The organism is Brevundimonas sp. GW821-FHT09G01, assembly GCF_059416065.1.
Window position 1 is genome coordinate 448,525 of record NZ_JBWKOL010000001.1, and the last position, 25,139, is coordinate 473,663.

General features: G+C 68.8%; 28 protein-coding genes and 1 pseudogene. 17 read left to right on the forward strand and 12 right to left on the reverse strand.

The genetic code is table 11. The features are described from left to right. Nucleotides 1–21: 21 nt before the first annotated feature. Together cysD and cysC are read left to right on the forward strand one after the other, a co-directional pair. Complete coding sequence (gene cysD, locus AC07NB_RS02190; protein WP_494571585.1) at nt 22–987, forward strand: sulfate adenylyltransferase subunit CysD; 966 nt, start codon at nt 22–24, stop codon at nt 985–987. Beyond that, nucleotides 987–2,861 (forward strand): adenylyl-sulfate kinase, encoded by a 1,875-nt coding sequence (gene cysC, locus AC07NB_RS02195; protein WP_494571586.1) that lies wholly within the window; start codon nt 987–989, stop codon nt 2,859–2,861. Before cysD ends, cysC begins: the two co-directional genes overlap by 1 nt. Before the next feature lie 13 nt (nt 2,862–2,874). On the opposite strand, the gene AC07NB_RS02200 is transcribed toward cysC, so the two are convergent. Genes AC07NB_RS02200 through AC07NB_RS02210 form a run of 3 tightly spaced genes read right to left on the reverse strand, consistent with a single transcriptional unit; the run spans nt 2,875 to nt 5,119 of the window. Continuing rightward, on the reverse strand, nt 2,875–3,276 hold the full coding sequence (locus tag AC07NB_RS02200; protein ID WP_494571587.1) for an OsmC family protein: 402 nt from the start codon (nt 3,274–3,276) through the stop codon (nt 2,875–2,877). A gap of 13 nt (nt 3,277–3,289) precedes the next feature. Beyond that, the gene (locus AC07NB_RS02205; protein WP_494571588.1) at nt 3,290–4,186 is read right to left on the reverse strand and encodes a pirin family protein; all 897 of its coding nucleotides are present in this window, start codon (nt 4,184–4,186) and stop codon (nt 3,290–3,292) included. A 60-nt stretch (nt 4,187–4,246) separates the two neighbouring features. Then, the gene (locus AC07NB_RS02210; protein WP_494571589.1) at nt 4,247–5,119 is read right to left on the reverse strand and encodes a pirin family protein; all 873 of its coding nucleotides are present in this window, start codon (nt 5,117–5,119) and stop codon (nt 4,247–4,249) included. 116 nt (nt 5,120–5,235) lie between these two features. Between AC07NB_RS02210 and AC07NB_RS02215 the strand changes: the two genes are divergently transcribed. The 3 genes from AC07NB_RS02215 (at nt 5,236) to AC07NB_RS02225 (ending at nt 8,099) form a co-directional block, all read left to right on the forward strand. Beyond that, a complete protein-coding gene (locus tag AC07NB_RS02215) occupies nt 5,236–6,156 on the forward strand; it encodes a LysR substrate-binding domain-containing protein (RefSeq protein ID WP_494571590.1) in 921 nt (306 codons plus the stop codon). A gap of 287 nt (nt 6,157–6,443) precedes the next feature. Next, entirely contained in the window at nt 6,444–7,667 is a 1,224-nt protein-coding gene (locus AC07NB_RS02220) for a patatin-like phospholipase family protein (RefSeq protein WP_494571591.1), read from the forward strand. A gap of 84 nt (nt 7,668–7,751) precedes the next feature. Next, the gene (locus AC07NB_RS02225) at nt 7,752–8,099 is read left to right on the forward strand and encodes an arsenate reductase (protein WP_291838130.1); all 348 of its coding nucleotides are present in this window, start codon (nt 7,752–7,754) and stop codon (nt 8,097–8,099) included. On the opposite strand, the gene AC07NB_RS02230 is transcribed toward AC07NB_RS02225, so the two are convergent. Beyond that, entirely contained in the window at nt 8,096–10,231 is a 2,136-nt protein-coding gene (locus AC07NB_RS02230) for a glycoside hydrolase family 3 N-terminal domain-containing protein (protein ID WP_494571592.1), read from the reverse strand. The genes AC07NB_RS02225 and AC07NB_RS02230 overlap by 4 nt on opposite strands. Nucleotides 10,232–10,463: 232 nt before the next feature. Continuing rightward, nucleotides 10,464–10,703: a DUF2188 domain-containing protein gene (locus tag AC07NB_RS02235; protein ID WP_291838136.1), complete on the reverse strand. Its 240-nt coding sequence runs from the start codon at nt 10,701–10,703 to the stop codon at nt 10,464–10,466. 243 nt (nt 10,704–10,946) lie between these two features. Between AC07NB_RS02235 and AC07NB_RS02240 the strand changes: the two genes are divergently transcribed. From AC07NB_RS02240 to AC07NB_RS02250, 3 genes are read left to right on the forward strand one after another with little or no spacing between them, the layout of a single operon-like run. Next, entirely contained in the window at nt 10,947–11,351 is a 405-nt protein-coding gene (locus tag AC07NB_RS02240) for a hypothetical protein (RefSeq protein ID WP_291838139.1), read from the forward strand. Nucleotides 11,352–11,390: 39 nt separating this feature from the next. Then, on the forward strand, nt 11,391–11,918 hold the full coding sequence (locus tag AC07NB_RS02245) for an RNA polymerase sigma factor (protein WP_291838158.1): 528 nt from the start codon (nt 11,391–11,393) through the stop codon (nt 11,916–11,918). Then, complete coding sequence (locus tag AC07NB_RS02250) at nt 11,908–12,231, forward strand: hypothetical protein (RefSeq protein WP_291838142.1); 324 nt, start codon at nt 11,908–11,910, stop codon at nt 12,229–12,231. The genes AC07NB_RS02245 and AC07NB_RS02250 overlap by 11 nt, the downstream gene beginning before the upstream one ends. Here AC07NB_RS02250 and AC07NB_RS02255 read toward each other — a convergent pair. Next, nucleotides 12,195–13,016 (reverse strand): endonuclease/exonuclease/phosphatase family protein, encoded by an 822-nt coding sequence (locus AC07NB_RS02255; RefSeq protein ID WP_291838145.1) that lies wholly within the window; start codon nt 13,014–13,016, stop codon nt 12,195–12,197. The two genes, AC07NB_RS02250 and AC07NB_RS02255, sit on opposite strands and share 37 nt — an antisense overlap. A 157-nt stretch (nt 13,017–13,173) precedes the next feature. On the opposite strand from AC07NB_RS02255, the gene AC07NB_RS02260 reads away from it, so the two are divergent. The 8 genes and pseudogenes from AC07NB_RS02260 to AC07NB_RS02295 form a co-directional block, all read left to right on the forward strand. Then, the gene (locus tag AC07NB_RS02260; RefSeq protein WP_291838147.1) at nt 13,174–13,578 is read left to right on the forward strand and encodes a DUF6249 domain-containing protein; all 405 of its coding nucleotides are present in this window, start codon (nt 13,174–13,176) and stop codon (nt 13,576–13,578) included. 25 nt (nt 13,579–13,603) lie between these two features. Then, complete coding sequence (locus AC07NB_RS02265) at nt 13,604–14,158, forward strand: RNA polymerase sigma factor (RefSeq protein WP_291838149.1); 555 nt, start codon at nt 13,604–13,606, stop codon at nt 14,156–14,158. Further along, nucleotides 14,148–14,561 carry a hypothetical protein gene (locus AC07NB_RS02270; protein ID WP_291838152.1) on the forward strand — a complete coding sequence of 138 codons (414 nt, stop codon included), beginning with the start codon at nt 14,148–14,150 and terminating at the stop codon, nt 14,559–14,561. The genes AC07NB_RS02265 and AC07NB_RS02270 overlap by 11 nt, the downstream gene beginning before the upstream one ends. 57 nt (nt 14,562–14,618) lie before the next feature. Beyond that, on the forward strand, nt 14,619–15,455 hold the full coding sequence (gene panB, locus AC07NB_RS02275; RefSeq protein WP_291838154.1) for a 3-methyl-2-oxobutanoate hydroxymethyltransferase: 837 nt from the start codon (nt 14,619–14,621) through the stop codon (nt 15,453–15,455). Between the two features lie 93 nt (nt 15,456–15,548). Further along, entirely contained in the window at nt 15,549–16,340 is a 792-nt protein-coding gene (locus tag AC07NB_RS02280) for a tetratricopeptide repeat protein (protein WP_494571593.1), read from the forward strand. 23 nt (nt 16,341–16,363) lie between these two features. Beyond that, a complete protein-coding gene (locus tag AC07NB_RS02285) occupies nt 16,364–17,779 on the forward strand; it encodes a PQQ-like beta-propeller repeat protein (RefSeq protein WP_492313250.1) in 1,416 nt (471 codons plus the stop codon). Nucleotides 17,780–17,811: 32 nt separating this feature from the next. After that, on the forward strand, nt 17,812–19,434 hold the full coding sequence (gene der / locus AC07NB_RS02290) for a ribosome biogenesis GTPase Der (RefSeq protein WP_492313249.1): 1,623 nt from the start codon (nt 17,812–17,814) through the stop codon (nt 19,432–19,434). 55 nt (nt 19,435–19,489) lie between these two features. After that, nucleotides 19,490–19,885: pseudogene (locus AC07NB_RS02295) on the forward strand (lysozyme inhibitor LprI family protein); the annotation flags it as partial. A gap of 32 nt (nt 19,886–19,917) precedes the next feature. Here AC07NB_RS02295 and AC07NB_RS02300 read toward each other — a convergent pair. After that, nucleotides 19,918–20,853: a LytTR family DNA-binding domain-containing protein gene (locus tag AC07NB_RS02300; RefSeq protein ID WP_494571594.1), complete on the reverse strand. Its 936-nt coding sequence runs from the start codon at nt 20,851–20,853 to the stop codon at nt 19,918–19,920. Next, nucleotides 20,853–21,524: a DUF2306 domain-containing protein gene (locus tag AC07NB_RS02305; RefSeq protein ID WP_494571595.1), complete on the reverse strand. Its 672-nt coding sequence runs from the start codon at nt 21,522–21,524 to the stop codon at nt 20,853–20,855. Before AC07NB_RS02305 ends, AC07NB_RS02300 begins: the two co-directional genes overlap by 1 nt. A 132-nt stretch (nt 21,525–21,656) precedes the next feature. Here AC07NB_RS02305 and AC07NB_RS02310 point away from each other — a divergent pair, with 132 nt between their 5' ends. Further along, entirely contained in the window at nt 21,657–22,016 is a 360-nt protein-coding gene (locus tag AC07NB_RS02310; RefSeq protein ID WP_494571596.1) for a hypothetical protein, read from the forward strand. Between the two features lie 6 nt (nt 22,017–22,022). Here the strand turns inward: AC07NB_RS02310 and AC07NB_RS02315 are convergent, their stop codons facing one another. Genes AC07NB_RS02315 through AC07NB_RS02330 form a run of 4 tightly spaced genes read right to left on the reverse strand, consistent with a single transcriptional unit; the run spans nt 22,023 to nt 25,135 of the window. After that, on the reverse strand, nt 22,023–23,144 hold the full coding sequence (locus tag AC07NB_RS02315) for a serine hydrolase domain-containing protein (RefSeq protein WP_494571597.1): 1,122 nt from the start codon (nt 23,142–23,144) through the stop codon (nt 22,023–22,025). Nucleotides 23,145–23,175: 31 nt separating this feature from the next. Further along, on the reverse strand, nt 23,176–23,982 hold the full coding sequence (locus tag AC07NB_RS02320; protein ID WP_494571598.1) for an AraC family transcriptional regulator: 807 nt from the start codon (nt 23,980–23,982) through the stop codon (nt 23,176–23,178). Between the two features lie 7 nt (nt 23,983–23,989). Next, nucleotides 23,990–24,742: an SDR family NAD(P)-dependent oxidoreductase gene (locus tag AC07NB_RS02325; protein ID WP_291836716.1), complete on the reverse strand. Its 753-nt coding sequence runs from the start codon at nt 24,740–24,742 to the stop codon at nt 23,990–23,992. A gap of 48 nt (nt 24,743–24,790) precedes the next feature. After that, a complete protein-coding gene (locus AC07NB_RS02330) occupies nt 24,791–25,135 on the reverse strand; it encodes a VOC family protein (protein ID WP_492313242.1) in 345 nt (114 codons plus the stop codon). Nucleotides 25,136–25,139: the final 4 nt, after the last annotated feature.

Below are 25,139 nucleotides of genomic sequence, written 5' to 3' on the forward strand. Positions count from 1 at the left end.
TAAGGCATCCACGAGGCTTCCATGACCCTTGCCGCACCACTCGTCCGTCCTTCCGATACGCCGACCGCGCCCGTGGCGCCGATCGGGCGGCTGTCGCCCCACCTGCGGCGTCTGGAAGCGGAAGCCATCGAGATCTTCCGGGAGGTCGCCGCCACCGCGCGCAATCCGGTGATGCTGTATTCGATCGGAAAGGACTCCGGCGTGCTGCTGCACCTCGCCGCCAAGGCCTTCTATCCGGCTCCGCCGCCGTTCCCGCTGCTCCACGTCGATACGACCTGGAAGTTCCGCGACATGATCCGGCATCGCGATACGGTCGCCGAAACCTACGGCGCCCGCCTGATCGTCCACATCAACCAGGACGGCGTGAAGCGCGGCGTCAGTCCCGTCGCCTCGGGCTCGTCGCTGCACACTCAGGTCATGAAGACCGACGCCCTCAAGCAGGCGCTGGACCAGCACGGCTTCGACGTGGCCTTCGGCGGCGCCCGGCGTGACGAGGAGAAGAGTCGCGCCAAGGAACGCATCTTCTCGGTGCGCGGCCCCGACCACACCTGGGATCCGCGTCGTCAGAAACCCGAGCTTTGGAAGCTGTGGAACTCAGCCCTCCAGCCCGGCGAATCCCTGCGGGTCTTCCCCCTATCGAACTGGACCGAGCTCGACGTCTGGGAATACACGCGGATCGAGGCCATCCCGGTCGTGCCGCTCTATTTTTCCGCCCTACGGCCGGTCGTCGAGCGCGACGGCGCGCTGATCGTGCGCGACGATGAACGCCTGCCGTTGCGGGCCGGCGAGGTTCCGCGTCTGCGCCGCGTGCGCTTCCGTTCGCTCGGCTGCTACCCGCTCTCGGCGGCTGTCGAGTCGGACGCCGATGATATCGATTCCGTCATCGCGGAACTGAGGTCCAGCCGCGCCTCCGAGCGTCAGGGCCGGCTGATCGACGCGGACGAGACCGCCTCGATGGAGCGCAAGAAGCGCGAGGGCTATTTCTGATGGACGGTGAAATCGTGCCCCTGTCCGGGACCGTTCCCGACCCCGCGGCCCGCGACCATCTGCGGTTCCTGACCTGCGGCTCGGTCGATGACGGCAAGTCCACCCTGATCGGCCGCCTGCTGCATGACACCGGCCAGGTCGCGGACGATCAGCTCGCCGCGCTTGAGCGCGACAGCCGCCGCTTCGGCACGGCGGGCGACGCCCTGGATTTCGCACTGCTGCTGGACGGCCTTGAGGCGGAACGCGAACAGGGCATCACCATCGACGTGGCCCATCGCTATTTCTCGACGGCGCGCCGCAATTTCATCGTGGCCGACACCCCCGGTCATGAGCAGTACACCCGCAACATGGCGACCGGCGCGTCCGGGTGCGACGCGGCCGTCATTCTGGTCGATGCGACCCGGGGCGTCACGGCCCAGACCGAGCGCCACAGCCGCATCGTCTCCCTGTTCGGAATCCGGCACGTCATCCTGGCGGTGAACAAGATCGATCTGGTCGACTACGACCGCTCGGTTTTCGAAGCCATCGCCTCCGACTACGCCGCCTTTGCGGCGGGGTTGGCCTTCCGGTCCGTCGCCGCCGTGCCGATCAGCGCGCGGCAGGGCGACAATGTCGTCCGTCGCTCGCCTGAACTGTCGTGGTTCGAGGGGCCGACGCTGATCGAGGCGCTCGAGGGCTTGCCGGTCGAGGACAACCGCGTGTCGCGGCCGCTCCGCTTCCTGGTGCAGTACGTCAATCGCCCCGACCACACCTTCCGCGGCTATGCGGGAACGGTGGCCTCCGGGCGGGTCCGCGCCGGCGACCAGATCGTGGTCAGTCCGTCAGGCAAGACGGCGACCGTCGCGCGCATCGTGACTTGGGAAGGCGACCGGACCTCGGCCGAGGCCGGCGACGCGGTGACCGTGGTGCTGAAGGAAGAGGTCGACGTGGCCCGGGGCGATGTCCTGGCGCTGCCGCACGCCCGGCCGACCTCGGTGGACCGGTTCTCGGCCAGCCTGCTGTGGATGGGCGACCGGCCCTTTGCGTCCGATCGCGCCTACAGGATCCGCATCGGAGGCCGGATCTCGCCGGTCAAGGTCGTGCTGGCCGAGGCCGAAGCGGGCGACAATGCGGGGCTGAACCTGAACGAGATCGCCGCCGCGGAACTGACGCTGTCGTCGCCGATCGCTTTCGATCCGTTTACGGACGATCCCGCAATGGGAGCCTTCGTCCTGATCGACCGGGAGACCGGCGCCGTCGCGGCGGCCGGGGTGGCGCGGGTCGCGCTGGGCCAGGCCGGACACATCTATCCCACCGCCGAAGCCGTCTCGCGGCGCGATCGGTCCCGCCTGAACGGTCACGAGGGCGGTGCGATCTGGCTGACCGGACTGCCTGGTTCGGGCAAGTCGACCATCGCCACGGCCCTGGAGCGCAAGCTCCACGGGCGGGGCATACGGACGGTCCTGCTGGACGGAGACAATCTGCGCCACGGTCTGAACCGGGATCTTGGTTTCTCGCCGGAGGACCGGGCCGAGAACGTCCGCCGCGCCGGCGAAGTGGCGCGCCTGTTCGCTGAGGGCGGCGTCATCAGTCTGTGCGCCTTCGTTTCGCCCAGCATCACCGCGCGCCGGGCCGTTCGTGACCGTCTGCCCACGAACGGTTTCCTCGAAATCTTCGTCGACGCGCCTCTGGACGCTTGCCGCGCGCGCGACCCCAAAGGCCTGTACGCCCGGGCCGACGCGGGCGTCATCGTCGACCTCACCGGCGTCGGCTCGTCCTACGAACCGCCGTCCGATCCGGACCTGGTCGTCGATACACTCGCGCTCACACCCGAAGCGGCCGCCGACCGGATCCTCGGGCTGCTCGAAGATCGCCGGTGGATTCCGACCGCCTGACGCCTCCGGCTTTTCAGTCGGATCGCAGGGTGGTGTGCACCGGCACGCCGTTCTTGATCGCCAGCGTCACCGGGGTGCGTTCGGCGACGTCGGCGAGGCGCGCGCGCTGGGCGTCGTCCAGCGGACCGGCGGGAACCAGTATCCGCTCGATGCGCGGCGGGGTCTCGCCGCCCAGATATTCCAGACGGACGTCCAGTCCCTCCAGCGGCCAGCCCTTCTTCTCGGCGTACATGGTCAGGGTGATGGCGGTGCAGGCGCCGAGCGCCGAGACCAGCAGGTCGAACGGGGCGGGACCGGCGTCGGCGCCGCCCAGACGGTCGGGCTCGTCGGCGGTCAGGGTGTGCTTCAGGTCGCCGCCTGTCCTGATCGAGGTCAGGTAGCGGGCGGTTCCGATACGGGCGTGGGCGATGGCCATGGGACGGTTCCGATCAGGACATGGGGTTGGCGGGAGGCGCCGGTTCGGGCGGCAGGGGGATGAACTCCTGGTCGTCCATGTCGGGCAGCTTCATTCGTCCGGCGCGCCAGTCGGCCTTGGCCTGCTCGATACGGTCCTTGGACGACGAGACGAAATTCCAGTCGATGAAGCGTTCGCCGACCGGCTCGCCCCCCAGCACCATGACGGTCGAGGGTTCCAGCGCGCGGAGAACCGAGGCCACGCCCTTCTCCAGCACCGCCATCTGGCCATGGCCGAGCGGGCGGCCGTCATCCACCTCGATCAGGCCGGAGACGACATAGACGGCGCTTTCGGAATGGTCGGTCGGGGTCTGGAAGCGCGCGCCGGGCTCCAGCTCAAGATGCAGATAGTGCAGGGGCGAGAAGGTGCTGACTCCGGCCTTCATGCCCATCGCCTCGCCTGCCGCCAAGCGACCCTTGACCCCATTCTCGCGCCAGATCGGCAGGTCCGCGGTGGGCACGTGCTGGAATGAGGGGGCGATCTCTTCCTGACCGTCGGGCAGGGCGACCCAGGCCTGGATGCCTTCCAGCAGGGCGCCTTCGCGGCGGGCGCGCTCGAAGCGTTCGGAGTGGGTCACGCCGCTGCCGGCGGTCATCCAGTTGACCTCGGCCGGACGGATGTCCTGCTGGACGCCCAGGCTGTCGCGGTGGGTGATCTCGCCGGAGAAGAGGTAGGTCAGGGTCGAGATGCCGATGTGAGGGTGGGGGCGCACGTCCACAGTCTTGGGCACGCCGGCGGGCATGTCGACCGGACCCATATGGTCGAAGAAGACGAAGGGGCCGACCGCGCGGCGCTTCGCATAGGGCAGGACGCGGCCCACCTCGAACCCGCCGAGATCCTTGCGGCGCTGGTCGATTATCATCTCAATCATCGGAGACCCTTCTCTGTTGGGACGGTGCGGCCCGGTCCGAAGACCGGGCCAAGGGTGGGATCAGGCGACGGCGGGAATGGCCCCGAAGCGGCCGCTGTTGAAGTCCGTGATCGCCTGGCGGATTTCCTGCTCGCTGTTCATCACGAACGGGCCGTAGCCGACGATGGGTTCATCGATCGGCTCGCCGGTCAGGACCAGCAGAACGGTGTCCGCGTCGGCGCTCAGGGTGACGCTGTCGCCCTTGCGATCCAGCAGCAGGGCCTCGGCGGCGCCGGTCGGCTGGTCGCCGTTGACCGTGACGTGACCCGACAGGACCACGACGATGGCGGTATGGCCTTCGGGCAGGTCCAGCGTCGTCTCGGCGTCCCGGTTCAGCCTCACGTCCCAGACATTGATCGGGGTGAAGGTGCTGGCCGGGCCTTTGGCCGCGTCCATGGCGCCGGCGATGATCCGGGCCGTGCCCGCGCCCTCAGGCAGGGCGACGGTCGGAATGTCGGCGTTCAGGATCGACTGGTAACCGGGCCGGGTCATCTTGTCCCTGGCCGGCAGGTTGACCCACAACTGCACCATGCGGAATGGCCCGCCCGTCCGCGCGAAGGCGGGCGAGTGGAACTCCTCGTGCAGGATACCGCCGCCCGCCGTCATCCACTGCACGTCGCCGGGGCCGATGACGCCGCCCTGACCCGTAGAGTCGCGGTGCTCGACCTCGCCGTCATAGACGATGGTCACGGTCTCGAAGCCGCGGTGGGGATGTTGGCCGACGCCGCGCCGTTGGTCGGTCGGCTCGAAATTATGAGGACCGGCGTAGTCGAGCAGCAGGAAGGGGCTGACCTGCTTGCCCGCGGCGTCATAGAAAAACAGTGAGCGCACCGGAAAGCCGTCGCCGACCCAGTGGCCGCGGTCGTTGCCGTATCGTCCCAGAACCTTCTTCATGACGTGTCTCCTTCGGAGCGATCGGACCGGGCCGACCGCGTTGAGACCGATATGATCCGGGAACGCCGACCGCGATAGATTGCGAAATCGCGTCGGAGCGTCCTATCAATAGAACGATGCGGGACCTCAACGACCTCTATTACTTCGTCCAGGTGGTGGACCACGGCGGCTTCGCCCCGGCCGCGCGGGCGCTGGGAATGCAGAAGTCCAAGCTGAGCCGTCGCATCGCCGCGCTGGAGGACCAGCTGGGGGCGCGGCTGATCCACCGCTCATCCCGCAAATTCTCGGTCACCGAGATCGGTCAGGCCTATTATCAGCACTGCCTGGCCATGCTGGTCGAGGCCGAGGCGGCCCAGGCAGTGATCGACAACGTCACGGCGCAGCCGCGCGGGGTGATCCGCGTAGCGTGCGTGCCGGGGCTGCTGACCTATCAGATGGGCGCGCTGATCGCCGGCTTCATGGCCCTCTATCCCGAGGTCGAGGTGCATCTGCACAGCACCAGCCGCCGGGTGGACGTCATCGGCGAGGGCTTCGACCTGGCCATCCGCGTGCGCGAGCCGCCGCTGGAGGTGACGGACCTGGTCATGCGCAAGCTGGATGAGAGCGTGCACCGTCTGGTGGCCTCGCCCACACTGATGGCGCGGTTCCCGCCGCCGTCCGGTCCGGCGGACCTGGCCGACTGGCCCAGTCTGGACTTCGGTCCGGCCAATCGCGATCACACCTGGGCCCTGCACCACAGGGACGGAATGACCGCCTCTGTGCGCCACGCGCCGCGTCTGGTGACGGACGACCTGCACATGCTGCACGAGGGCGCCTTGCAGGGGGTGGGCGTCGTCCTGCTGCCGACGGTCACCGTGGGGCGGGACCTGGAGGAAGGACGGTTGATCGACCTCTTCCCCGACTGGCGGCCCAAGCGCTGGATCGTCCACGCGGTCTTCCCCTCGCGGCGGGGTCTGTTGCCGTCGGTGCGCCTGCTGTTGGACTTCCTCGCCGAGGGGTGCGCCGCCCAGCGCCTCCACGACGAAGGTCTTCCTTAGCGGCGCCACACCTCGCGGCCTTCCTTGTAGGTCGTCTGCGCCCGCCAACAGGTTGCGGGCGGCTGGACGGGGGAAGGATCAGGGTCATGGACGCCTCGTTCCCTCCAGTACCCAGCGATCAGATTGACGTGAGCTGGTCCTGAAGACGGACTGTTCTCCAAAGTGGTCTAACGCGCACCTGAACACTGTGAAGGCTGCCGCAGGGACGCCGGTTCCTTTCGGTTTCACGCAACAACCGTGGCGGTTGCGGATTGTGTTGGCGAATATCGGGCGTGGCGGAGAGAGAGATGAACCAGGACCCTGTTGATCCGCGGCGGACATCCGCGTGGCGCCCAGCCCTGGCGGGCGTGCTGATGGGGGCGTTCCTGCTGTCGGGTTGCGGCGCCGTGGCGCGGCTTGAGCCCCTGCCGGTGCGGACGCTCAATGCGCCGCTGTCGTACACCGTCGACCCGCGCATCCGGCCCGGGGATCAGGTCCGGGTCAACGAACTCATCGCCCTGTTCACCCAGCGGCTGGCCTCGCCCCACGCCACCGGAGCCGTGCTCGCCCTGTCCGGAGGCGGGGCCAACGGGGCCTTCGGTGCGGGCGTGCTGGTCGGCTGGAGCGAGACGGGAACTCGCCCGCAATTCGATATCGTCACCGGCATCAGCACCGGCGCCCTGGCCGCGCCCTTCGCCTTCCTCGGCTCCGGCTGGGACGACGAGCTGCGCGCGGCCTACACCGATGGCGGCGCCGACGGCCTGCTGAGCCCGCGCGCCCTGGCCGGGCTGACGGGGCCGAGCTTGTTCAGCGCCGCCCCTTTGCGGCGGCTGGTCGACCAGAACGTCACGCCGGAGCTGTTGCGCCAGATCGCCGCCGAGCACGCCAAGGGACGGCGGCTGCTGGTCGTGACCACCAATCTGGACAGCCAGGAATCGATCGTCTGGGACATGGGACAGCTGGCGACCCAGGGAGACGAGCAGGCCCTGGTGCTGTTCCGCGAGGTGCTGATCGCGTCGGCCAGCATCCCGGGCGTGTTTCCGCCGGTGATGATCGCCGGCCTGCAGGGCGACCAGATCGTCGAGGAGATGCACGCCGACGGCGGCATCAACATGCCCTTCCTGGGCGTGCCCGAGACCCTGCTGGTGGGCGCCCAGCGGGTGCCGGGCGCGGATCGGGCGTCGATCTATGTGCTGATCAACGGCCAGACCGGTCGTACGAACCAGGTGGTGCGCGGCCGTCTGTCGGCCATCCTGGCGCGCGCCTACGAGAGCATGAGCAAGGCCAGCACCCGCACCCACCTGGCGGCCAACGCGGCCTTCGCGGCCCGCAATGGGGTGACCTTCCGGGTGGCGTCCATCCCGGCCGACGCGGAGGCCTCCAGCCTGAAATTCGATCACGCCTCGATGACCCGCACCTTCGAACTGGGCCGGTCGCGCGCCGCGGCCGGAGAGGCCTGGGTCACGCCCGCCGCCGAGCTGACCGACGAGCCGCCGCCGGCCCCGGCGGTCACGTCCCCACCCGGCGGCTAGCCCCTGGACGCTGCCTCCAGCTTGGCGGCCTTGCGGGCCAGGGCGGGCTGCGGCAGACCCGGCTGAAACGCTTGAGGCCAGACCATGATCCCGACGCTCTACGGCATTCCCAACTGCGACACGGTCAAGAAGGCGCGCGTCTGGCTGGACCAGCACGGCGTCGCCTACGCCTTCCACGACTACAAGAAGGTCGGGATCGACCGTGAGACGTTGAGCGGCTGGGTCGAGGCGCACGGCTGGGAGATCGTGCTGAACCGCGCCGGTACGACCTTCCGCGCTCTGCCGCCGGAGGACAAGGCGGACCTGACCGCCGACAAGGCCATCGGCCTGATGCTGGCCAATCCGTCGATGATCAAACGCCCGGTGCTGGATGTCGACGGCCGCACGACCGTGGGGTTCAAGCCCGAGATCTATGCGGCCGTATTCGGCTAGACGAGCGTGAGCTGCGCCGGCTCGCCCGTCTGGGCGCTGGAGGCCAGCCAGACGTCGAACACGCCGGGCTCCAGGGTCGGGCGCAGATCCGCGCCGAGGAATGACAGGTCCGAGGCGGGCAGGGGGATCGAAACCTGCACGCTGCCGCCCGCCGGGACCGTGACCCGCTCGAAGGCCTTGAGCAGGCGCACCGGCTGGGTGATCGAGGCCACGCGGTCGCGGATGTAGAGCTGCACCACTTCCGAGGCGTCATGCCGGCCGCCGTTGGTCAGGGTGACCGAGGCTGTGACCGACCCGTCCCGGGTCACGGACGGCGACGACAGGCTCACCGGCGAATAGCTGACCGGCGAGTAGCTCAGGCCGTGACCGAACGGATAGAGGGCCGCGTGCGGGACCTCGCGGAATTTCGAGGTGAACTCGCGGTCGGTCGGGCGCGACGGGCGGCCGGTCGACTTGTGGGCGTAATAGAAGGGCGACTGGCCCGAGGCGTAGGGGAAGCTGACCGGCAGGCGGCCGACCGGGGCATGGTCGCCGAACAGCACGTCGGCGACGGCGTGGCCGGTCTCCGAACCCAGGAACCAGGTGACCAGGATCGCCTGCGCGTCGCGGATCGCGCCGGACAGCTCCATGCCGCGCCCGTTGCGCAGCAGGACCACCACCGGCTTGCCCGTGGCGGCGACGGCCTCGGCCAGGGCCAGCTGGGCGGCGGGAATACCGATGTCGACGCGCGACTTGGATTCCGCCGACATCTCGCTCGACTCGCCGACGGCCAGAAGGATCACATCGGCCTCGGATGCGACGGTGACCGCCGCCTCGATGCCGCCGGGGATCGGGGCCTCGACATCCGAGCCCTTCACCACCGTCAGTGTCGCGTCCTCGCCGAGAGCGGCGCGCACGCCGTCCTCCAGCGACACGGCCAGACGGGTGTCCTTGAACACCGACCACGGACCGAAGATGTCGGCCTTGTCCGCCCCGAACGGCCCGATCAGGGCGATGCGCTTGCCCGTCTTGGGCAGGGGCAGGACGCCGCCGTCGTTCTTCAGCATGACGATCGACTTGCGCCCGGCCTCACGGGCGAGGGCCAGATGCTCCGGGCTGCCGGTGACGCGGCGCTCGGTGCGCACGTCCGAGCCGCGATAGGGGTCGTCGAACAGGCCCAGGGCGGCCTTGGTCATCAGCACCCGGCGCACGGCCTGGTCGACGCGCTCGATCGGCACGTCGCCAGACTGGACCAGTTCTGGGATGTGTTTGAGGAACAGGCCGCTCTTCATCGACATGTCGACGCCGGCCATCAGGGCCAGGCGCGCTGCGTCGCGACCGTCGGCGGCGTAGCCGTGGGCCACCAGCTCCTGCTCGGAGGTGTAGTCGGAGACCACGAAGCCCGCGAAGCCCCACTCGCCGTGCAGAATGTCGGTCAACAGCCATTTGTTGCCGCTCGTCGGCACGCCGTTCAGGTCGTTGAAGGCGCTCATCACTGACAGGGCGCCCGCATCGAGCGAGGCCTTGAACGGCGGCAGGTAGATGGAGCGCAGCGCCAGCTCGCTCATGTCGGTGGAGTTGTAGTCCATGCCCGCTTCGGCGGCGCCGTAGGCCGCAAAATGCTTGGGCGTGGCCAGCAGCGAGGACCAGGCGGTCAGGTCGTCGCCCTGGAAGCCCTTGGTCCGCGCCACGGCGAACATGTTGTTGAGCAGCACGTCCTCGCCGGCGCCCTCGACGACCCGGCCCCAGCGCTGGTCGCGGGCCACGTCGACCATGGGGGCGTAGGTCTGGTGCACGCCCGCAGCGCCGCCTTCGACCGCCGCGGCGCGGGCGGTGCGCTCGGCCAGGTCCATGTCCCAGCTGGCGGCCTCGCCCAGCGGCACGGGGAAGGTGGTCTTCAGGCCATGGATGATGTCGGCCGCGAACAGCAGGGGGATGCCCAGCCGGCTCTCGCGCACGGCCATGTCCTGCACATAGCGGGTGCTCGCGGCGCCGACGCCGTTGAACAGGGCGCCGATACGGCCCGCGCGGATGTCGGCGGCCGTCTGGGACTGGTCCGTGTCCAGGGCGTCGCCGGGGTTGACCCCCTCCGGCCGCCAGCGGAACGGGTCGTTCATCAGGTTCAGTTGGCCGGCCTTTTCCTCGATCGTCATGCGAGCGATCAGGGCGTCGACACGGGAGAGATTTGCCTGCGCCTGAGCGGCAGCGATACGGGGAGCCATCATCATTCCAGCCATAAGAGCGCCTCCGGCGAGAAGCCATCGACGGGACGGTGCTGAGCCGAGTCGGTGATGCATGTAACCGGTTCCATCAAATTTCGCGCAGGACTTAACGGCCATGCTGGGCCGCGCCTACCCCGAAGTGATCACAACCGGTTGCGGCCGATCAGCCCTCGACGTCGGCGTCAGGACGGTCATGCCCGTCCGCCCGTTCGGTGATCCAGCGCCCGTTGGTGTCTTCATACTCGATGAAGGCGTCCTCATCCGACACCTTTTGCTCGCGCGACACGGCCACGGCGGCGGCGCGGGCCGAGTCGTGGTCGGGGTAGGTTTCGGAATAGGTGTCCCCAAGTTTGTAGGCCCAGCCTCCGTCGTGTTCGACGATGCGATAGGTGATCTGGACCATGGCGGGACTCCGGGCCGGGGGAGGGATGTTTGACGTCGCGACAGCCAACGCGGCCGTAACGATGCGGTTGCGGGAACGCACGTTGGCGCGAGTGGGTCGCCTACCTTGACCGCAGACGCGCCGGTGTCGAGCCTGCGGCTGTGGATGAAGTAATTTTCGGACGTGCGCATCCGCAACGCGGAACGGCGCCGACTACGGAATGAATAGCGCGGAGGACGGCCTTCGCCAGTGGGGATGACGACGATGGAAAACTTCTTCTACCAGTTCTGGTGGCTGCTCTTCCCGATCGGCTTCATGCTGGCGGGGGCGTTCAACAGCCTGCTCGGCTACCGGCGTCAGCGCGACGCGCTGAACCTGCTCAAGACCTATGCCGAAAAGGGGCAGGAGCCGCCGGAGGCGCTGCTGAAGGTGCTGCAGCGTCCACTGGACGAGGACGGCTGGGACGGCAAATCGCCCGGCAATCGCCAGCCGACCAACTACTGGTCGCTGTTCGGCCTGTTCACTGCCCTGAGCATCGGCTTCTTCGGGGCCTCCTATCTGACCAATATGGATGGCGACAGCGGCGCCTTCACGGTGGTGTCCTTCGTCATGGGCGCGGTGGCGATCTGGGCTCTGATCAGCGCCCTGACCTGTCGCCGGAATCGTTGAGGGGGCGAGCCGGGGGGACATTGAACCGTGCAGCACGCCATGACCGACGCCGAACTGGTGAGCCGCGCGCTCGCCGGTTCGGACGCGGCCTTCTCGCGGCTTGTCGAGCGGCATCAGGCGGCGGTGCGGGCCTTCCTGCGCCGCTTCCTGGGCAGCGGCTGGGCCGAGGCGGACGATGTGGCCCAGGAGGCCTTTGTCGCCGGCTGGGCGTCGTTGCGCAGCCTCAAGGACCCGGCGGGCGTACGATCCTGGCTCTGCGGGATCGCCTGGCGCAAGGCGCAGGACCGGATCCGCAGCGCCCGGCGCGGCGCGGCGCGCGACTCGGGCTGGCTGGAGGCGGTCGAGACGCCGGCGGGCATATCGGCGGAGGAGAAGATGGCCCTCCAGGCCGCCATGGCCGAACTGCCGGCGGACGTGCGCGCCTGCGTGGCCCTGTGTCTGGGCGACGGCTGGTCGCATGGCGAGGCCTCGGAGGCGCTGGGCTTGCCTCTGGGCACGGTGAAGTCCCATGTTGCGCGCGGACGGGCGCGCCTGCTGAAAGCGCTCGGAGGTCCCGATGACGCCTGAACAGAAACTCGCAACCCTGTTCGCCGCCGAGGCTCCACCCCGGCGCGACTATGCGTTCGAGGTCGAGGTGGCGGGGCGGATCGCACGGCGCCGCGCCTGGATGACGGTCGCGGCCCTGCTGCCGTGGGCCGTCGTGACCGGCCTGGTCCTATGGGTCCTGCATCCGTTGCTGGAGACCGTGTCGTGGGAACTGGTCCCGCTGATCCAGCCGGTGGCCTTCATCCTCGCCGGCGCCGTGGTCGCCGGGAGCGTCGGCCTGTGGTTGACCGGCGCGCTTCAGCGCACGGTGACGGTCGCCGCCACGCCGAAGTGATCTGACGGATACTCTCCGTTCACCGGCGTATTCCCCAACACTGACCATGCGCCGGGCGCGAAATGCGCCGCCTCGACGAAGATGTGGTCGATCACCCGGTTCGGATGGCCCTTGGCCGGATTGAGGGTCGTCGGGACCACGCCGCGGGGCAGGGCGCTGAAGAAGCGGTCGCCGGTCAGCACGTTCAGCCCGGCGTCCTCCTGCACGGCGTTGAAGTCGCCCATGACGATCAGCGGCGTCCCGTCGTGCGGCAGCCAGCCCAGCAGGTCGCCGATCTGGCGCGCCCGGACCGCCTGGGCGTCTGCCTGCCAGGCCAGATGGGTGTCGACGATGTCGATGGTCTTGCCGTCCAGATCGACCCGCACCCGCAGGGCGGTGCGGTAGTCGTCCAGCGGTTCCAGCTTCCGCGAATCATGCGCCAGCACCGGCAGGCGGCTGAGGATGGCGTTGCCGTAGCGACGCGGGGCGCCTTCCGCGTCGGTGGAGACGAAATGCATTTCGTAGCCGCCCAGGGCGTCGGCCAACGTCCGGGCCTGGTTGGGCAGGCCGACGTTGGCGTCCTCCAGCACCTCCTGCAGGGCGATAACGTCAGGGTCGGCGGCGCGGATGGCCTCGATCAGCAGGGGCTGCCGGGCGGCCCAGTCGCCCTGATTGTGCCAGATGTTGAAGGTGACCAGCTTCAGCGGGCGCGATGCGCCGGGGGCGGGCAGGGTGGCGCAGCCCGTGACGGCCGCCGCGGCCGGAACGGCGGCCAGTCCGGCCAGCAGGGTGCGACGGTCGATCATGGCGAATCCTCTCCCTTTTGCGGCCTTGTAACCGGTTTCATGAGCCTTACGAAAGTTTCACCCGAAACTTCGCATCTGTAGGAGCTTCCCGGCGCCTCTTGTTCTCAGAAGGCCGAAACGTCACGCTTCGGTCCACAAGGATTAAAGGGGATATTCGATGGAAGACTTCATTCCGATCTTCGCGATCTTCGCCGTCTTCGGCACGCTGACCGCCATCGTCGTGGGTCCGACCTGGCTCAGGAGCCGTGAGCGTCGCGAGATGCAGGAGACCCTGCGCCACGCGATCGACAAGGGGCAGGACATGCCGCCCGAAGTCATCGAGGCGATGACCAAGGACGTCTCGAAGAACCTGCCGTCGCGCACCAAGGACATTCGCCGCGGCATCATCTGGCTGGCCGTCGGCATCGGCATCGCCGCCTTCGGCGCGATCACTGGAGGCGGCTTCGGCGACGACTGGGACGGCAATCACTTTGATACGGGCATGCTGGGCATCTCCGCCATCCCGATCACCATCGGCCTGGCCTTCATCGCCCTGAGCTTCTTCAACAAGAACAGGGACTGATCCGGCTCGGGACGGGGGAAAACACATGGCCCAAGCCCTGGTCGACCGACATGACGTCGAGCTCGCCGCCCTCGCGGCGGCGGGCGGGCGTCAGGAGTTCGGCGAACTCGTTCGCCGGCACGGCTCCGCCGTCCGCGCCCTGCTGCGCCGGATGGGGGCTCAGCCCTCGCTGGCGGACGACGTGGCGCAGGACGCCTTCATTCAGGCCTTCGAACGCTGTTCGGAGTTTCGCGGCGACGGCACCTTCGCCGCCTGGGTGAAGCGGATCGCGGCGCGCCTCTACCTCAAGCGTGTCGCCAAGGAGGCCCGGTATGTCGCTGAACTTGAAACGGAAGAGACCGTCACTGCGCCCGATCCGGGAGGCCTGATGGACCTCGACGAAGCCCTCAAGACCCTGAGCGAGCCGGAACGGTTGTGCGTCTCCCTGTGCCACGGCGCGGGAATGGCCCATCCGGAGATCGCGACGGCCCTGAATTTGCCACTCGGTACGGTGAAGTCTCATGTCAAACGTGGTCTGGATAAACTCCGCGCGCGGCTCCAACCCGCTCAAACCCTGGGGAGAACACAGCATGTCGGCTGATGAGTTCGATCCCGCGATCGAGCGTCTGTTCGCCCGGACGCCGACGATGCCTGACGCCGCTCTGTTCACGGCCCAGGTGGAACAACGGATGCAGAAGGGCTCGCGCCTGCGGGTCGTCGTCCTGGGCCTGGCCGGCCTGGTCGGCGCCGTGGTGGCCGTTCGCGAAGTGGTCTCGGTCAACGTCAATCTGGGCGAAGGCGGCGGCTCGGCGGCGACCGGCATGCAGGGACTTGAGGCGGTCTCCTTCAACGCCCAGACGGCGATCCAGTCCGGCCTCGACCAGGCCGGCCTCGGCAATCTGGCGTTCGGCTCCATGAGCGGCATGCAGATGTTCTGGATCGCCGCCGGGGCCCTGATCGCCGCGGCCGCCGCGGGCGTGGTTCGTCTGTCGCAGGAAGTGTGACGTGACGGTTCCGCTCGGGGAGCCTATCTAGGGGCTCCCCGAACCGGAGCCTCTCCCATGTCCAGCCAGAAGCAGGAAAACGTCCGCCGCCTCGCCGCGCCGGACATCCGGGCCCGCAAGGGCGGCGAGCCGCTGGTCTGCCTGACCGCATACGACGCCCCGACCGCGGAAATCCTCGACGCCCACTGCGACGTCCTGCTGGTCGGCGACAGCGTCGGCATGGTGGTCCACGGCATGCCCAACACCGTCGGCGTCACGCTGGAGATGATGATCCTGCACGGCCAGGCGGTCATGCGCGGCTCGAAGCGGGCCATGGTCGTCATCGACATGCCGTTCGGCAGCTATGAGGGCGCCAAGGAGCAGGCCTACGAGAACTGCGCCCGCGTCATGAAGGAAACGGGCGCCCAGGGCGTGAAGCTGGAAAGCGGACCCACGGTGGCGGAGACCATCGCCTATCTGGTCCAGCGCGGCATTCCGGTGATGGGCCACGTCGGCCTGCGGCCCCAGGCCGTGCTGACCGATGGCGCCTTCAAGGCCAAGGGCAAGACCGAGGAGGAGCGCCTGCGGGTGATCGCCGAGGCCGAGGCCACCGCCGACGCCGGGGCCTTCGCCGTGGTCATCGAGGGCGTGGCCGAAGGGCTGGCCCGCGACATCACCGAAGCCATCGACAAGCCCACAATCGGGATCGGCGCCTCTGCGGCCTGCGACGGTCAGATCCTCGTCGTGCCCGACATGCTGGGCCTGTTCGACTGGACGCCGAAATTCGTCCGCCGCTACGCCGATCTGCGCGGCGAGATCGACCGCGCTGTCGAGGCCTATGCGAAGGACGTCCGGACCCGCCGTTTTCCTGCCGAAGTCGAGACCTACTTCTCGAAAAAGCCGGTTTCGCAGTGAAGGCTGCGTTGCGGGGGCCGTGCTGACCCTCTAGGGTCCGGCCGGATTGAAATTCAACGGCTCTGATCGCCGTTTTCTGGGGGCGACTGTTCCGTGTCTGATGTCTTCGAGCAGGTCGAGGAGGAGCTTCGCTCCGAACGCTACAAGCGTCTCGCCCGCACCTGGCTGCCCGTCATGGGCGGCGTTCTTCTGGTCGCCCTGATCGCCGCCCTGTCCTGGTGGGGCTGGCAGTCGATGGAAACGTCCAAGGCCGACAAGGCCTCGGTCGCCTATGAGCGCGGCCTCGAAGCCATGCAGGCCAACAACCCGGTCGGCGCCGACGCCGCCTTCGCCCAGGCGGCGAAGGAGGGCAATGGAGCCTACAAGGGCCTGGCCCTGCAGCACCGGGCGGGCATCGCCCTGGACGCCGGCCGCGACGCCGAGGCCCTGACCCTCATGGACGAGGCCGCCAAGGCCTCGCGTGATCCGCTGATCGCCGACGCCGCCGCCTTCAAGGCGCTGCTGCTGGCCATGGACACCGAGACGCTGGAACAGATCCAGGCCCGCGCCAAGGCGCTGACCGGCGAGAAGCGCCCGTTCCGCGCCTTCGCCCAGGAAGCTGAGGCCCTGGCCCTGCTGCAACACGGCAAGGTCAATGAGGCCAAGGACGCGCTGGCGATCCTGAAGAACGACCTCGACACCCCTCAGGTGGTCAGCCGCCGCGCCCAGCTCGCCCTCGACGCGATCGAATCGGGTGGAGCCGCCAACATCCAGGCGATCGTCCGCCAGATGGCGACCGCCCAGGCCGCCGCGGCCGCCGCCGGTCCCGCCGCCGCCGCCGCCGCCGCTGCTCCGGCCGCGCCGCAGCCTGCAACCCCACAGCCCGCCGCTCCGGCCCGCCCGTGATCCCGGCCTCCAGGACGTTCGCCATGAATCGTGTGCTTAAAGTCGCCCTGCTGTGCGGGCTCGCCCTGACCGTCGCCTCGTGCGGCACCGTGCGTCGTTCGCTGCCGTTCGGCCTCGGCGGCAAGGAGGCTCCCGGCGCCACCGCCACGGAAGGCCAGCGCATCTCGGTGCTGGAGTTCGAGCAACAGCTGGCTCCCTCGGCCGCGCTGTCGGGCCGTGACTTCTTCATCCCGGGTCCGCAGGCCGCGGTCGCCTGGACCCAGCCGGGCGGGTCGGCCGACAATTCGGTCGAACACGTGATCGGCGCCGTCGATTTCACCGTCGCCTGGCGCCGGGGCATCGGCGCGGGTTCTGGACGCACCCGTCAGGTCATGGCGCCGATCGTGGCCGACAGCGGCCGCATTTTCGTCCTGGACGGCGAAGCCACGGTGTCGGCGCTGGACGCCGCCACCGGCGCGGTCGCCTGGAAGGCCAACATCAAGCCTGACGAGCGCGAGGGCCGTCGCGGCTTCTTCGGTATCGGCGGGTCCTCGACCGGCGGCGGTTTCGGCGGCGGCGTCGCCGTGGGCGGCGGCAAGGTCTTCGTCGCCTCGGGCTATCGCACCATCACCGCGCTGGATCAGGCGTCGGGCGCCGTGCTGTGGACCACTCCGGTCGACGTGCCGATCCACGGCGCGCCGACGGTGGCGGGCAACCGCGTCTTCGTCGTCGATGTCGAAAACCAGATGCTGGCGTTTGACGCGGCCACGGGCCACCAGAACTGGGCCTACCGCGGCATCCCCGAGCCGGCCCGCATCATGCGCGCCTCCAGCCCGGCGGTGACCGGCGACACGGTGATCGCGCCCTTCTCCTCGGGCGAAGTCAGCGCCCTGCGCGCCTCCACCGGCCAGTCGCTCTGGACCCAGACCCTGTCGCGCACCAGCCGCACCAGCGCCCTGTCGGAAATCCGCGACATCGCCGGCCGCCCCGTGATCAGCCGCGGCATCGTCTACGCCGTCGCCCACTCCGGCGTGCTGTCGGCCATGGACATCCGTTCGGGTCAGCCGAAGTGGCAACTGCCGATCGCGGGCGTCAATGCGCCCCTGCCGGTCGGCGATGTGGTCTATATCGTGTCCAAGACCGGCGAACTGACCGTGGTCAACCGCGACAGCGGCCAGGTCTACTGGACCCGCAACCTCAACGAGGGCCGCGTCCACCAGGAAGGCGGCTTCCTCGGCTTCTGGGATCGGACCGTGACTCCGGCGTGGTCGGGCCCGCTGCTGGCGTCCAACCGCCTGCTGTTGGTCAATTCCGAGGGCGAACTGGTCGCCCTGGATCCGAAGACGGGCCTGCAGACCGCGACGCTCAAGCTCGGCGGCGCCGCCTTCATCGCTCCGGCCGCCTACAACGGCTCGGTCTATGTGCTCACCGACCGGGGCGACGTCGTCAGCATTCGCTGACGGAAACCCCCAAACTGCGTTAGAAGGCCGACATGGCTCTCAAAGTCGCCATCGTCGGCCGCCCCAACGTGGGCAAGTCGACACTATTCAACCGCCTCGTCGGCAAGCGCCTGGCGCTTGTGGACGATCGCCCGGGCGTGACCCGCGACCGCCGCTATGCGGACGGCAACATCGGCGACATGGATCTGACGCTGATCGACACCGCCGGCTATGAGGACGTCACCGACGACAGCCTCGAGGCCCGGATGCGCGAGCAGACGGAAGCGGCCATCGAGGACGCCGAGCTGATCCTGTTCATGATGGACGCCCGTGAGGGCGTGACCTCGCTGGACCGCATCTTCGCCGACCGGCTGCGCAAGGTGCACAAGCCGATCATCCTGCTGGCCAACAAGGCCGAGAGCCGCGAGAGCGGCGGCGGCGTCGGCGAGGCCCACGCCCTGGGCTTCGGCGAGCCGGTCGCTATCTCCGCCGAGCACGGCGAGGGCATGGCGGATCTGTTCCAGGCCATTCTGGCCGCTTCGGCCGACATCTTCATCGAAGAGGTCGAGGAGGCCGACAAGCCGATCCGCATCGCCGTGATCGGTCGCCCGAATGCGGGCAAGTCGACGCTGGTGAACCGCCTGCTGGGCGAGGACCGCCTGCTGGTCGGACCGGAAGCCGGCATCACCCGCGACTCCATCTCGGTCGACTGGGAGTGGGAAGGCCGTCCGATCCGCTTCGTCGACACCGCCGGCATGCGCCGCAAGGCGCGGGTGCAGGAGAAGCTGGAGAAGCTGTCGGTCGCCGACACCATCCGGGCCATCACCTTCGCCGAGGTGGTCATCCTGATGATGGACAAGGACAACGCCTTCGACATCCAGGACCTGCAGCTGGCCGACCTGGTCGAGCGCGAGGGCCGGGCGCTGATCTACGTCGCGTCCAAGTGGGACCTCGAGGAAGAGCCCCAGGCGCGCATGGCCAAGCTGAAGAGCATGGCCGAGGACAAGCTGCCCCAGCTGAAGGGCACGCCGTTCGTCGTTCTGTCGTCCCATTCGGGCCGGGGCGTCGAGCGCCTGATGCCCGCCGTGATCCAGGCCTATGACACCTGGTCGGTGAAGGTGAAGACCAAGGACCTGAACACCTGGCTGTCCATGGCCACCCAGCGGCACCCGCCGCCCGCCGTCGACGGCAAGCGCATCAAGCCCAAATACATCGCCCAGACCAAGGCCCGTCCGCCCACCTTCGTGCTGATGGCCAGCCGCGCCGAGTCGATGCCGGAGCAGTACAAGCGCTACCTGGTCAACTCGATCCGCGAGAGCTTCGACCTGCCGGGCACGCCGATCCGCCTGATCGTCAAGTCCAGCGGCGACAACCCCTATGCCGAGGGCGGTTCCAAGTCGGGTCCGGAACGCTACAAGGGCGACGCCAAGACCGCGCCGCGCCGGGTGATCAAGAAGGCCGAGAAGGCCGAGATGCTGTCCAATCTGCCCGGCAAGGCGCTGGAGCAGAAGAAGACCCGCAAGCATCAGCCCAAGGTCGTCTCGGGCGTGAAGGCCAGCTCGTCCAAGAAGGCCGGCTCGTCCATCGCCGTCCAGAAGGGCGCGCGCGGCGGAGCGCGTCAGGTCTCGCGTTCGGGTCGGATCCGGACGGGGCAGAAACACGCGCCGAAGAAGTAGGCTGGACGGTTTTAAGGCTTGGGATAGGCTGAGCCATCCAACCGGAACCTCCGCCATGAAGCCCGTTGTTTTGATCGCCGCGGGCTTGCTCTGCGTCGGCCTGTGCGCCTGTGATTCAGAAGACGCGCGGCCGGCCGCGGGGCCGTCTCATGAGTGTGATCGGAGCGACGGCTCGATGCCGTCGATCAAGGCCTGCGCCGGCGACGATCTGGCCCAGGAAGAAGCCCGCATGCAGCGGTATTTCTCGGCCGCGATGAAGCGGGCGCGGGACAATGACGCGGAGTCGGTCAAGTACGGCCCGAGAACCCGTCAGGTGCACTGGCTGACGAAGTCCCAGCGGGATTGGAAAGCCTATGCTGAAAGCCACTGCGCCGTCTGGCTTCCGGACGGCAGCGGCGGCACGATCGGCGGGCTGTTCTACGCGACGTGTCTGACGGACGCGACGTGGCGACGGACTCGCGACATCTGGGGTGACTATCTGACCTATATGTCTGAAACGACGCCGCCGGTCCTACCCGAACCCGTTCGCCCGATCAGTGAAGACCGAACGGCGGAAGGTTCCGAGGGCGAAACCTCTACCGCCGCCGAACCTCCCAGTCGCGCCAGGAACCCGTCTCTGTAAGACCGGCTGACCACCAGCTCCGCGCCGCTGTCCAGCGTGACCCGCCACGCGCCGTCCGCCAGCGGCTTCAACTCACGCGCCCTCGCAAGATTGACCAGCGTCGACCGGTGGCTGCGGGCGAAGCCGCGCGGGGCCAGACGCGTCTCCAGCGCCTGCAGGGTCTCGCGCAATAGGCCTTCGCGATCGCGCCAATGGACGACGGCGTAGTTGCCCGCCGAGGCGATCCATTCGATCTCCGGGACCGCTACCGGAACCCGGCCCCGGCCCACCCCGACCATCAGCCGCTCCGATGACGGGGCTGCGGGATCGGACTGGGCGCGCCGGGCCTCGGCCAGGGCCGCCGACAGCGCTTCCATCTCGGCCCGCTGCCGGATCGCCCGGCGCCAGTGCGCCGCCGCCAGGCCAGCCGCGCCGATGGCGGTGTACAGCAGGATGGAGACCGGCAGCCGGTCGATGCTCCGCGCCATGATCTCGGCGACGGACCAGCCCGCGCCGCGCATGGCTCCATCCGCGCCGGTCATCGCCAGGGCCGCCGAGACGACCATGGGCGGCGCCAGGGCGGTCAGTACGCCCATCGCCCGCCACTCGGCCCCGAACCGCCGCAGCACGGCCCAGACCATCAGCCCCGTCACGACGTTCGGAGCATACAGCAGTCCCGCCCAAAGCAGCGATGTCGGCAGGTCGGCGCCATGGTCCCGGCGCACGAACCACGCCGCCGACGCCGTGGTCGCCGCATAGCTGTAGGCCGCGAAAAGGCCCAGTCCGACCCCGAACGGGATGCGGCGCAGGCCGCGCATCAGGCGGCTGCCGGCCGGCGTCGGCGCTGCAGGACCAACCCGGCGATCCAGATCACGGTCAGGGTCTGGAACAGCAGCGTCGGCCAAAGGGCGCTCCAGGGCGGGGGCAGGAACCTCAGGAAATTTCCCGAGAAGGCGCTCAGCACCGCCGAGTATGCGCCAAGCATCTTCCACAGATGCTCATACCGCCACAACTCGGGACTGAAGGGCCAGTCGGTCGGGCGCAGGAAGCGCCACGCGTCCCAGCCGCCCATGCTGAACGCGGCATAGACCAGGGCGATGGAGAGGACGGGCGGCCCGCTGCTTCGGCCCGTCAGGACCAGGGCCAGGATGATCAGGCCCACGCTGGCCAGCGCCAGGGTCACGATCCAGTCCAGCGCCGTCGCCCGGTCCGTGCGCTGCAGATCCGGACGTTTGCGCCCCAGCACCCGCAGGCCCGAGAACAGGGTCAGGGTCGCCGAGGCCGACAGGGCCAGCAGATAACTGTTCATCTTCAGGGCGGTCATCGCCCAGGCGCAGACCAGCAGGATCGCCATCAGGACGGCGAAGGCTCGTCCTGTCCAGCGGTGCAGGCGCGAGCCCTTGCGGGTCAGGACCGGGGCCGCGCCGACGACGACCGTGCCGAGTCCGGCGGCGATGTGAACGGCGAGGAGGAGAGGGTAGATGGACATGCCGCCATCACGGCGGGTGGCGGTCTCGCATTCAACGGCGCAGGGACGGGATGCGGTCCGCGGGGACGAACGGCGGTGTTTGATCTCCCGGTGCCGGATGCGAAGCTGAGCTCCAGATTCGGGGGATCCAGCATGATCAAGACCATCGTCGGCCTGTCGGCCGCCTTCCTTGTCGCGGGGGCGGCTGTCGCCCAGGAGGCCGCGCCCGCGGTCTGCACCGCGCCGACGCCGCCGGCCATCGAGCGCCCGGTCAAGCCGAGCCGCCCGCCCGTGCCGGGCTGCGTCAACGAGGCGCGCGGAACGCATACCTGCCGCAACAACGTCCTGCGCGAGTACGAGGCGGCCATGATCCGCTACCAGGGTCAGTTCTCGACCCACGTGGACCAGATCAACGCCTATTTGCGCCGGCTTGAGACCTACACCCGCGACGCCGTCGACTACGCCGAATGCGAACGCCGCATCGTCATGCCGAGCACGATCATCACGGGCTGAGGGGGATCAGAGCAGCGCCGCCAGGGCGTGGTTTGCGATCAGGGCGTCCGCCAGGCCGTGCGGATTGCGGACGTCATAGTTGGTGGTGGTGACGACGACGACGGCGTTGAGCTCCGGCACGACCACGACCTTGTTGCCTCCGGTCCCGGCCATGGCGAAGGCCTTCAGGGGCCTGCCGGCGACCGTGTAGGTCGGCAGCCAGGTCAGATAGCCATAGTCGCCGCGCTGGGGATCGACGCTCGCATGCGGAGTCGTCATCGCCTGGGTCCACGCCTCGGGCAGGACCTGGGTCCCGTTCCACCTCCCGCCGTCGAGCAACAGCTGGCCCAGTTTGAGAAGGTCGCGGCTGCGCAGGCTCAGGCCGCCGCCGCCCTGCGCCAGGCCCATGGGCGAGAACTGCCATTCCTCGCCCTCGATCTGCAGGGGGGCGAACAGGACGTCATGGGCGAAGGTCTGGAGCGGCTGGCCCGTCGCCGACTGGATCGCGGCCCCCAGCGTCGTCGTGCCGGCCGTGCAGTAGCTGAACGCGCGGCCGTAGGGTGAGTTCTCGGGCTTGGGCGCCCAGGCGGGGAAGCCTCGCACCGGCAGGTCGAAAGCGAATTTCACCCAGTTCTCAATCAGATACATCCGCTCTTCGTTGCCGCGTGAGAACTGATTGTCGTCGTCGCATTCCAGCAAGGAGCTCATGGTCAGCAGATCTTCGACCGTGATCTGCGCCTTGCGCGGGTCCGGATTATCGAACGGGCCCCAGGACGAGATCAGCGGCATGACCGGCGTGGAGACCGACAGATCGCCGCGGGCGACCGCCGCGCCCGCCAGCATCGCGGTGACGGTCTTGGTCGCCGATCGCGTGTTGCGCCGGGCCTCCGCGCCGCCGTCATCGAAATAGGCCTCATGAATCAGGCGGCCGTTGCGGCTGATCAGGACGCTGGTGATCTGGTGGAAGTCGCCGTTCCGCACCGCCGCATCCATGGCGGTCAGGCCGGCGGCGGAGGCGCGTTCGGCCGCGGGCGGCGCCGTCCTCCAGCCGTCGGTCTGCGCCTCGGCGGGCGAGACAGTCAGCAGCAGGGCCGAGACGGCGAGGATGATGGCGCGCACGAGGAACTCCTTGGGTTGGAGGCGCCGCATCCCACGGTCCGGACGGCCTGTCTTGAACAGATCAAACCTGTCCGGAGATCACGGCGCGGAACGCCCCCGGCGTAATGCCGAAGATCCGCGCATACTCGCGGGTCATGTGGCTCTGGTCCGCATAGCCGGCCCCGGCCGCCGACTCGGCCAGATCCATGTTCCGGATCAGGCTCTGGGTCGCATGATCGGCGCGGCGGTGGCGGATCGCACGGGTCGGGGAGCATCCCAGATGCCGTCGCCAGCTCCGGGTCAGATGGACCGGATGAACACCGGCCTCGTCGGCGATGGCGCGGATTTCCAGACCCGGCGCGCAGGCCAGGTCTTCGACCATCTCCGCGGCCCTGATGAGCCAGTCCGGCGCGTGGCGAGAGGCGTCCATGGACAGGACGACCGCATCGGCCAGGGTGAGCGAGGCCTGTTCGACGGCCAGTTCGTCGCCCGGCGCGGCGCGCATGCTCAGGCCGACCAGCCGCCGCATCGCCGTTTCGGCTTCGCCGCGAAGCAGGGCGGGGTGGGACAGGCCCGTCGGGAGATCGGCCGGAGCGCTGACGGACAGGAAGAGACCGCCGGCGACGTCGAAGCAATCGCGATGCACGACGCCGGGCGGATTGTAGATCGCGCTGCCGGCGCCGAAGAGCGTTCGGACCGGGGCCAGCGGATCGCGCGCGAGACTGCGGTATCCGTCCGCCAGCGGCAGGATGAAATGCGCAGTGTCATGCGAATGTTCGGTCACCGCCTCCGGGGGCAGTGTGGCCACCCGCAGATCGACGCTGAACCCGCCCGCCTGGACCGACCGGTTCAGGTCACCGAGGAATTGCCCGTGCGGGAGAGGGCGCATGCGCGGTCTAGACCAGCGCCGACGCCCCCGGCGCCGCGTTCCATTCCTTGAAGCTGACGGTCAGCGGCGGGGTCAGGTCGCCGCGCGCCAGCTCGACCACCAGCGGGCCGATGGCGGAGGGATGGATGTTCTGTTCCGGATCCTCGCCCGGATAGGCCTGGGCGCGCAGCTGGGTGCGCATCCGGCCCGGATCGACGATGGAGACGCGGATCGGCATGGACTCGATCTCGTCGGCCCAGCATTTCATCAGCGCCTCGGCGCCTGCCTTTGTCGCGGCGTAGGCGCCCCAGAAGGCGCGCGGGGCGGCGGCGACGCTGGTGGTCAGGTGGATCACGCGCCCGGCGTCTGACGCCTTCAGCAGCGGCTCCAGCGAGCGGATCAGGCGATAGACGGCGGTGAAATTGGTCTTCTCGACCTTGGCGAAGCCGCGCGGGTCGGCGTTCGATACCGGCGTCAGGCCCTCGGCGCCCATGGTGGCGGCGGCCTGCACCCAGATGTCCAGCTTGCCGAAACGCTCATACAGGGCGCCGCCCATGCGATCGATGCCGCCGCCGTCCACCAGGTCGAAGGGGATCAGGGTCGCGTGCTGCCCGGTGGCCGCATAGATGGCGTCGTCCAGATCTTCCAGCCCGCCCTGGGTGCGGGCGGTGGCGATCACATGCGCCCCGGCCTTGGCCAGAGCCAGCGCGCTCTCATAGCCGATGCCGCGCGAGGCCCCGACGACGAGGGCGATGCGGTCTTTCAGGGGAAGGTCGGTCATGGCGCGCCTGATAGCGCGGCCTTGGGCGGACCGGAAGCGAAACCGGCGTCAGAACCCGGCGGCGGGACGCCACAGGCTGAAGCTGACGCCCTGATCGTCTGACACCACAACGCTGCGGCCGGAGGCGCTGTCCGAAGGGACCGCCGCCTTGCCGCCCAGCTCGGTCACCCGCTTGCACAGGGCGTCCACGTCATCGACGCGGAAATACAGGTGAGCGAAGTCCCGGGCGCGCTCGACCTTGGTGAAGCCGAAGGCCGGCTCGCTGTCGGCGACATGGGCGTAGGTCGGACCTGAGGCGGCCTCGTCGAACCGCCAACCGAACAGGGCGCCGTAGAAGGCTCGGGCCTTCTCGATATCGAGGGTGTCGAGCGTGAAATAGCCGAGCTGGACCATAGGT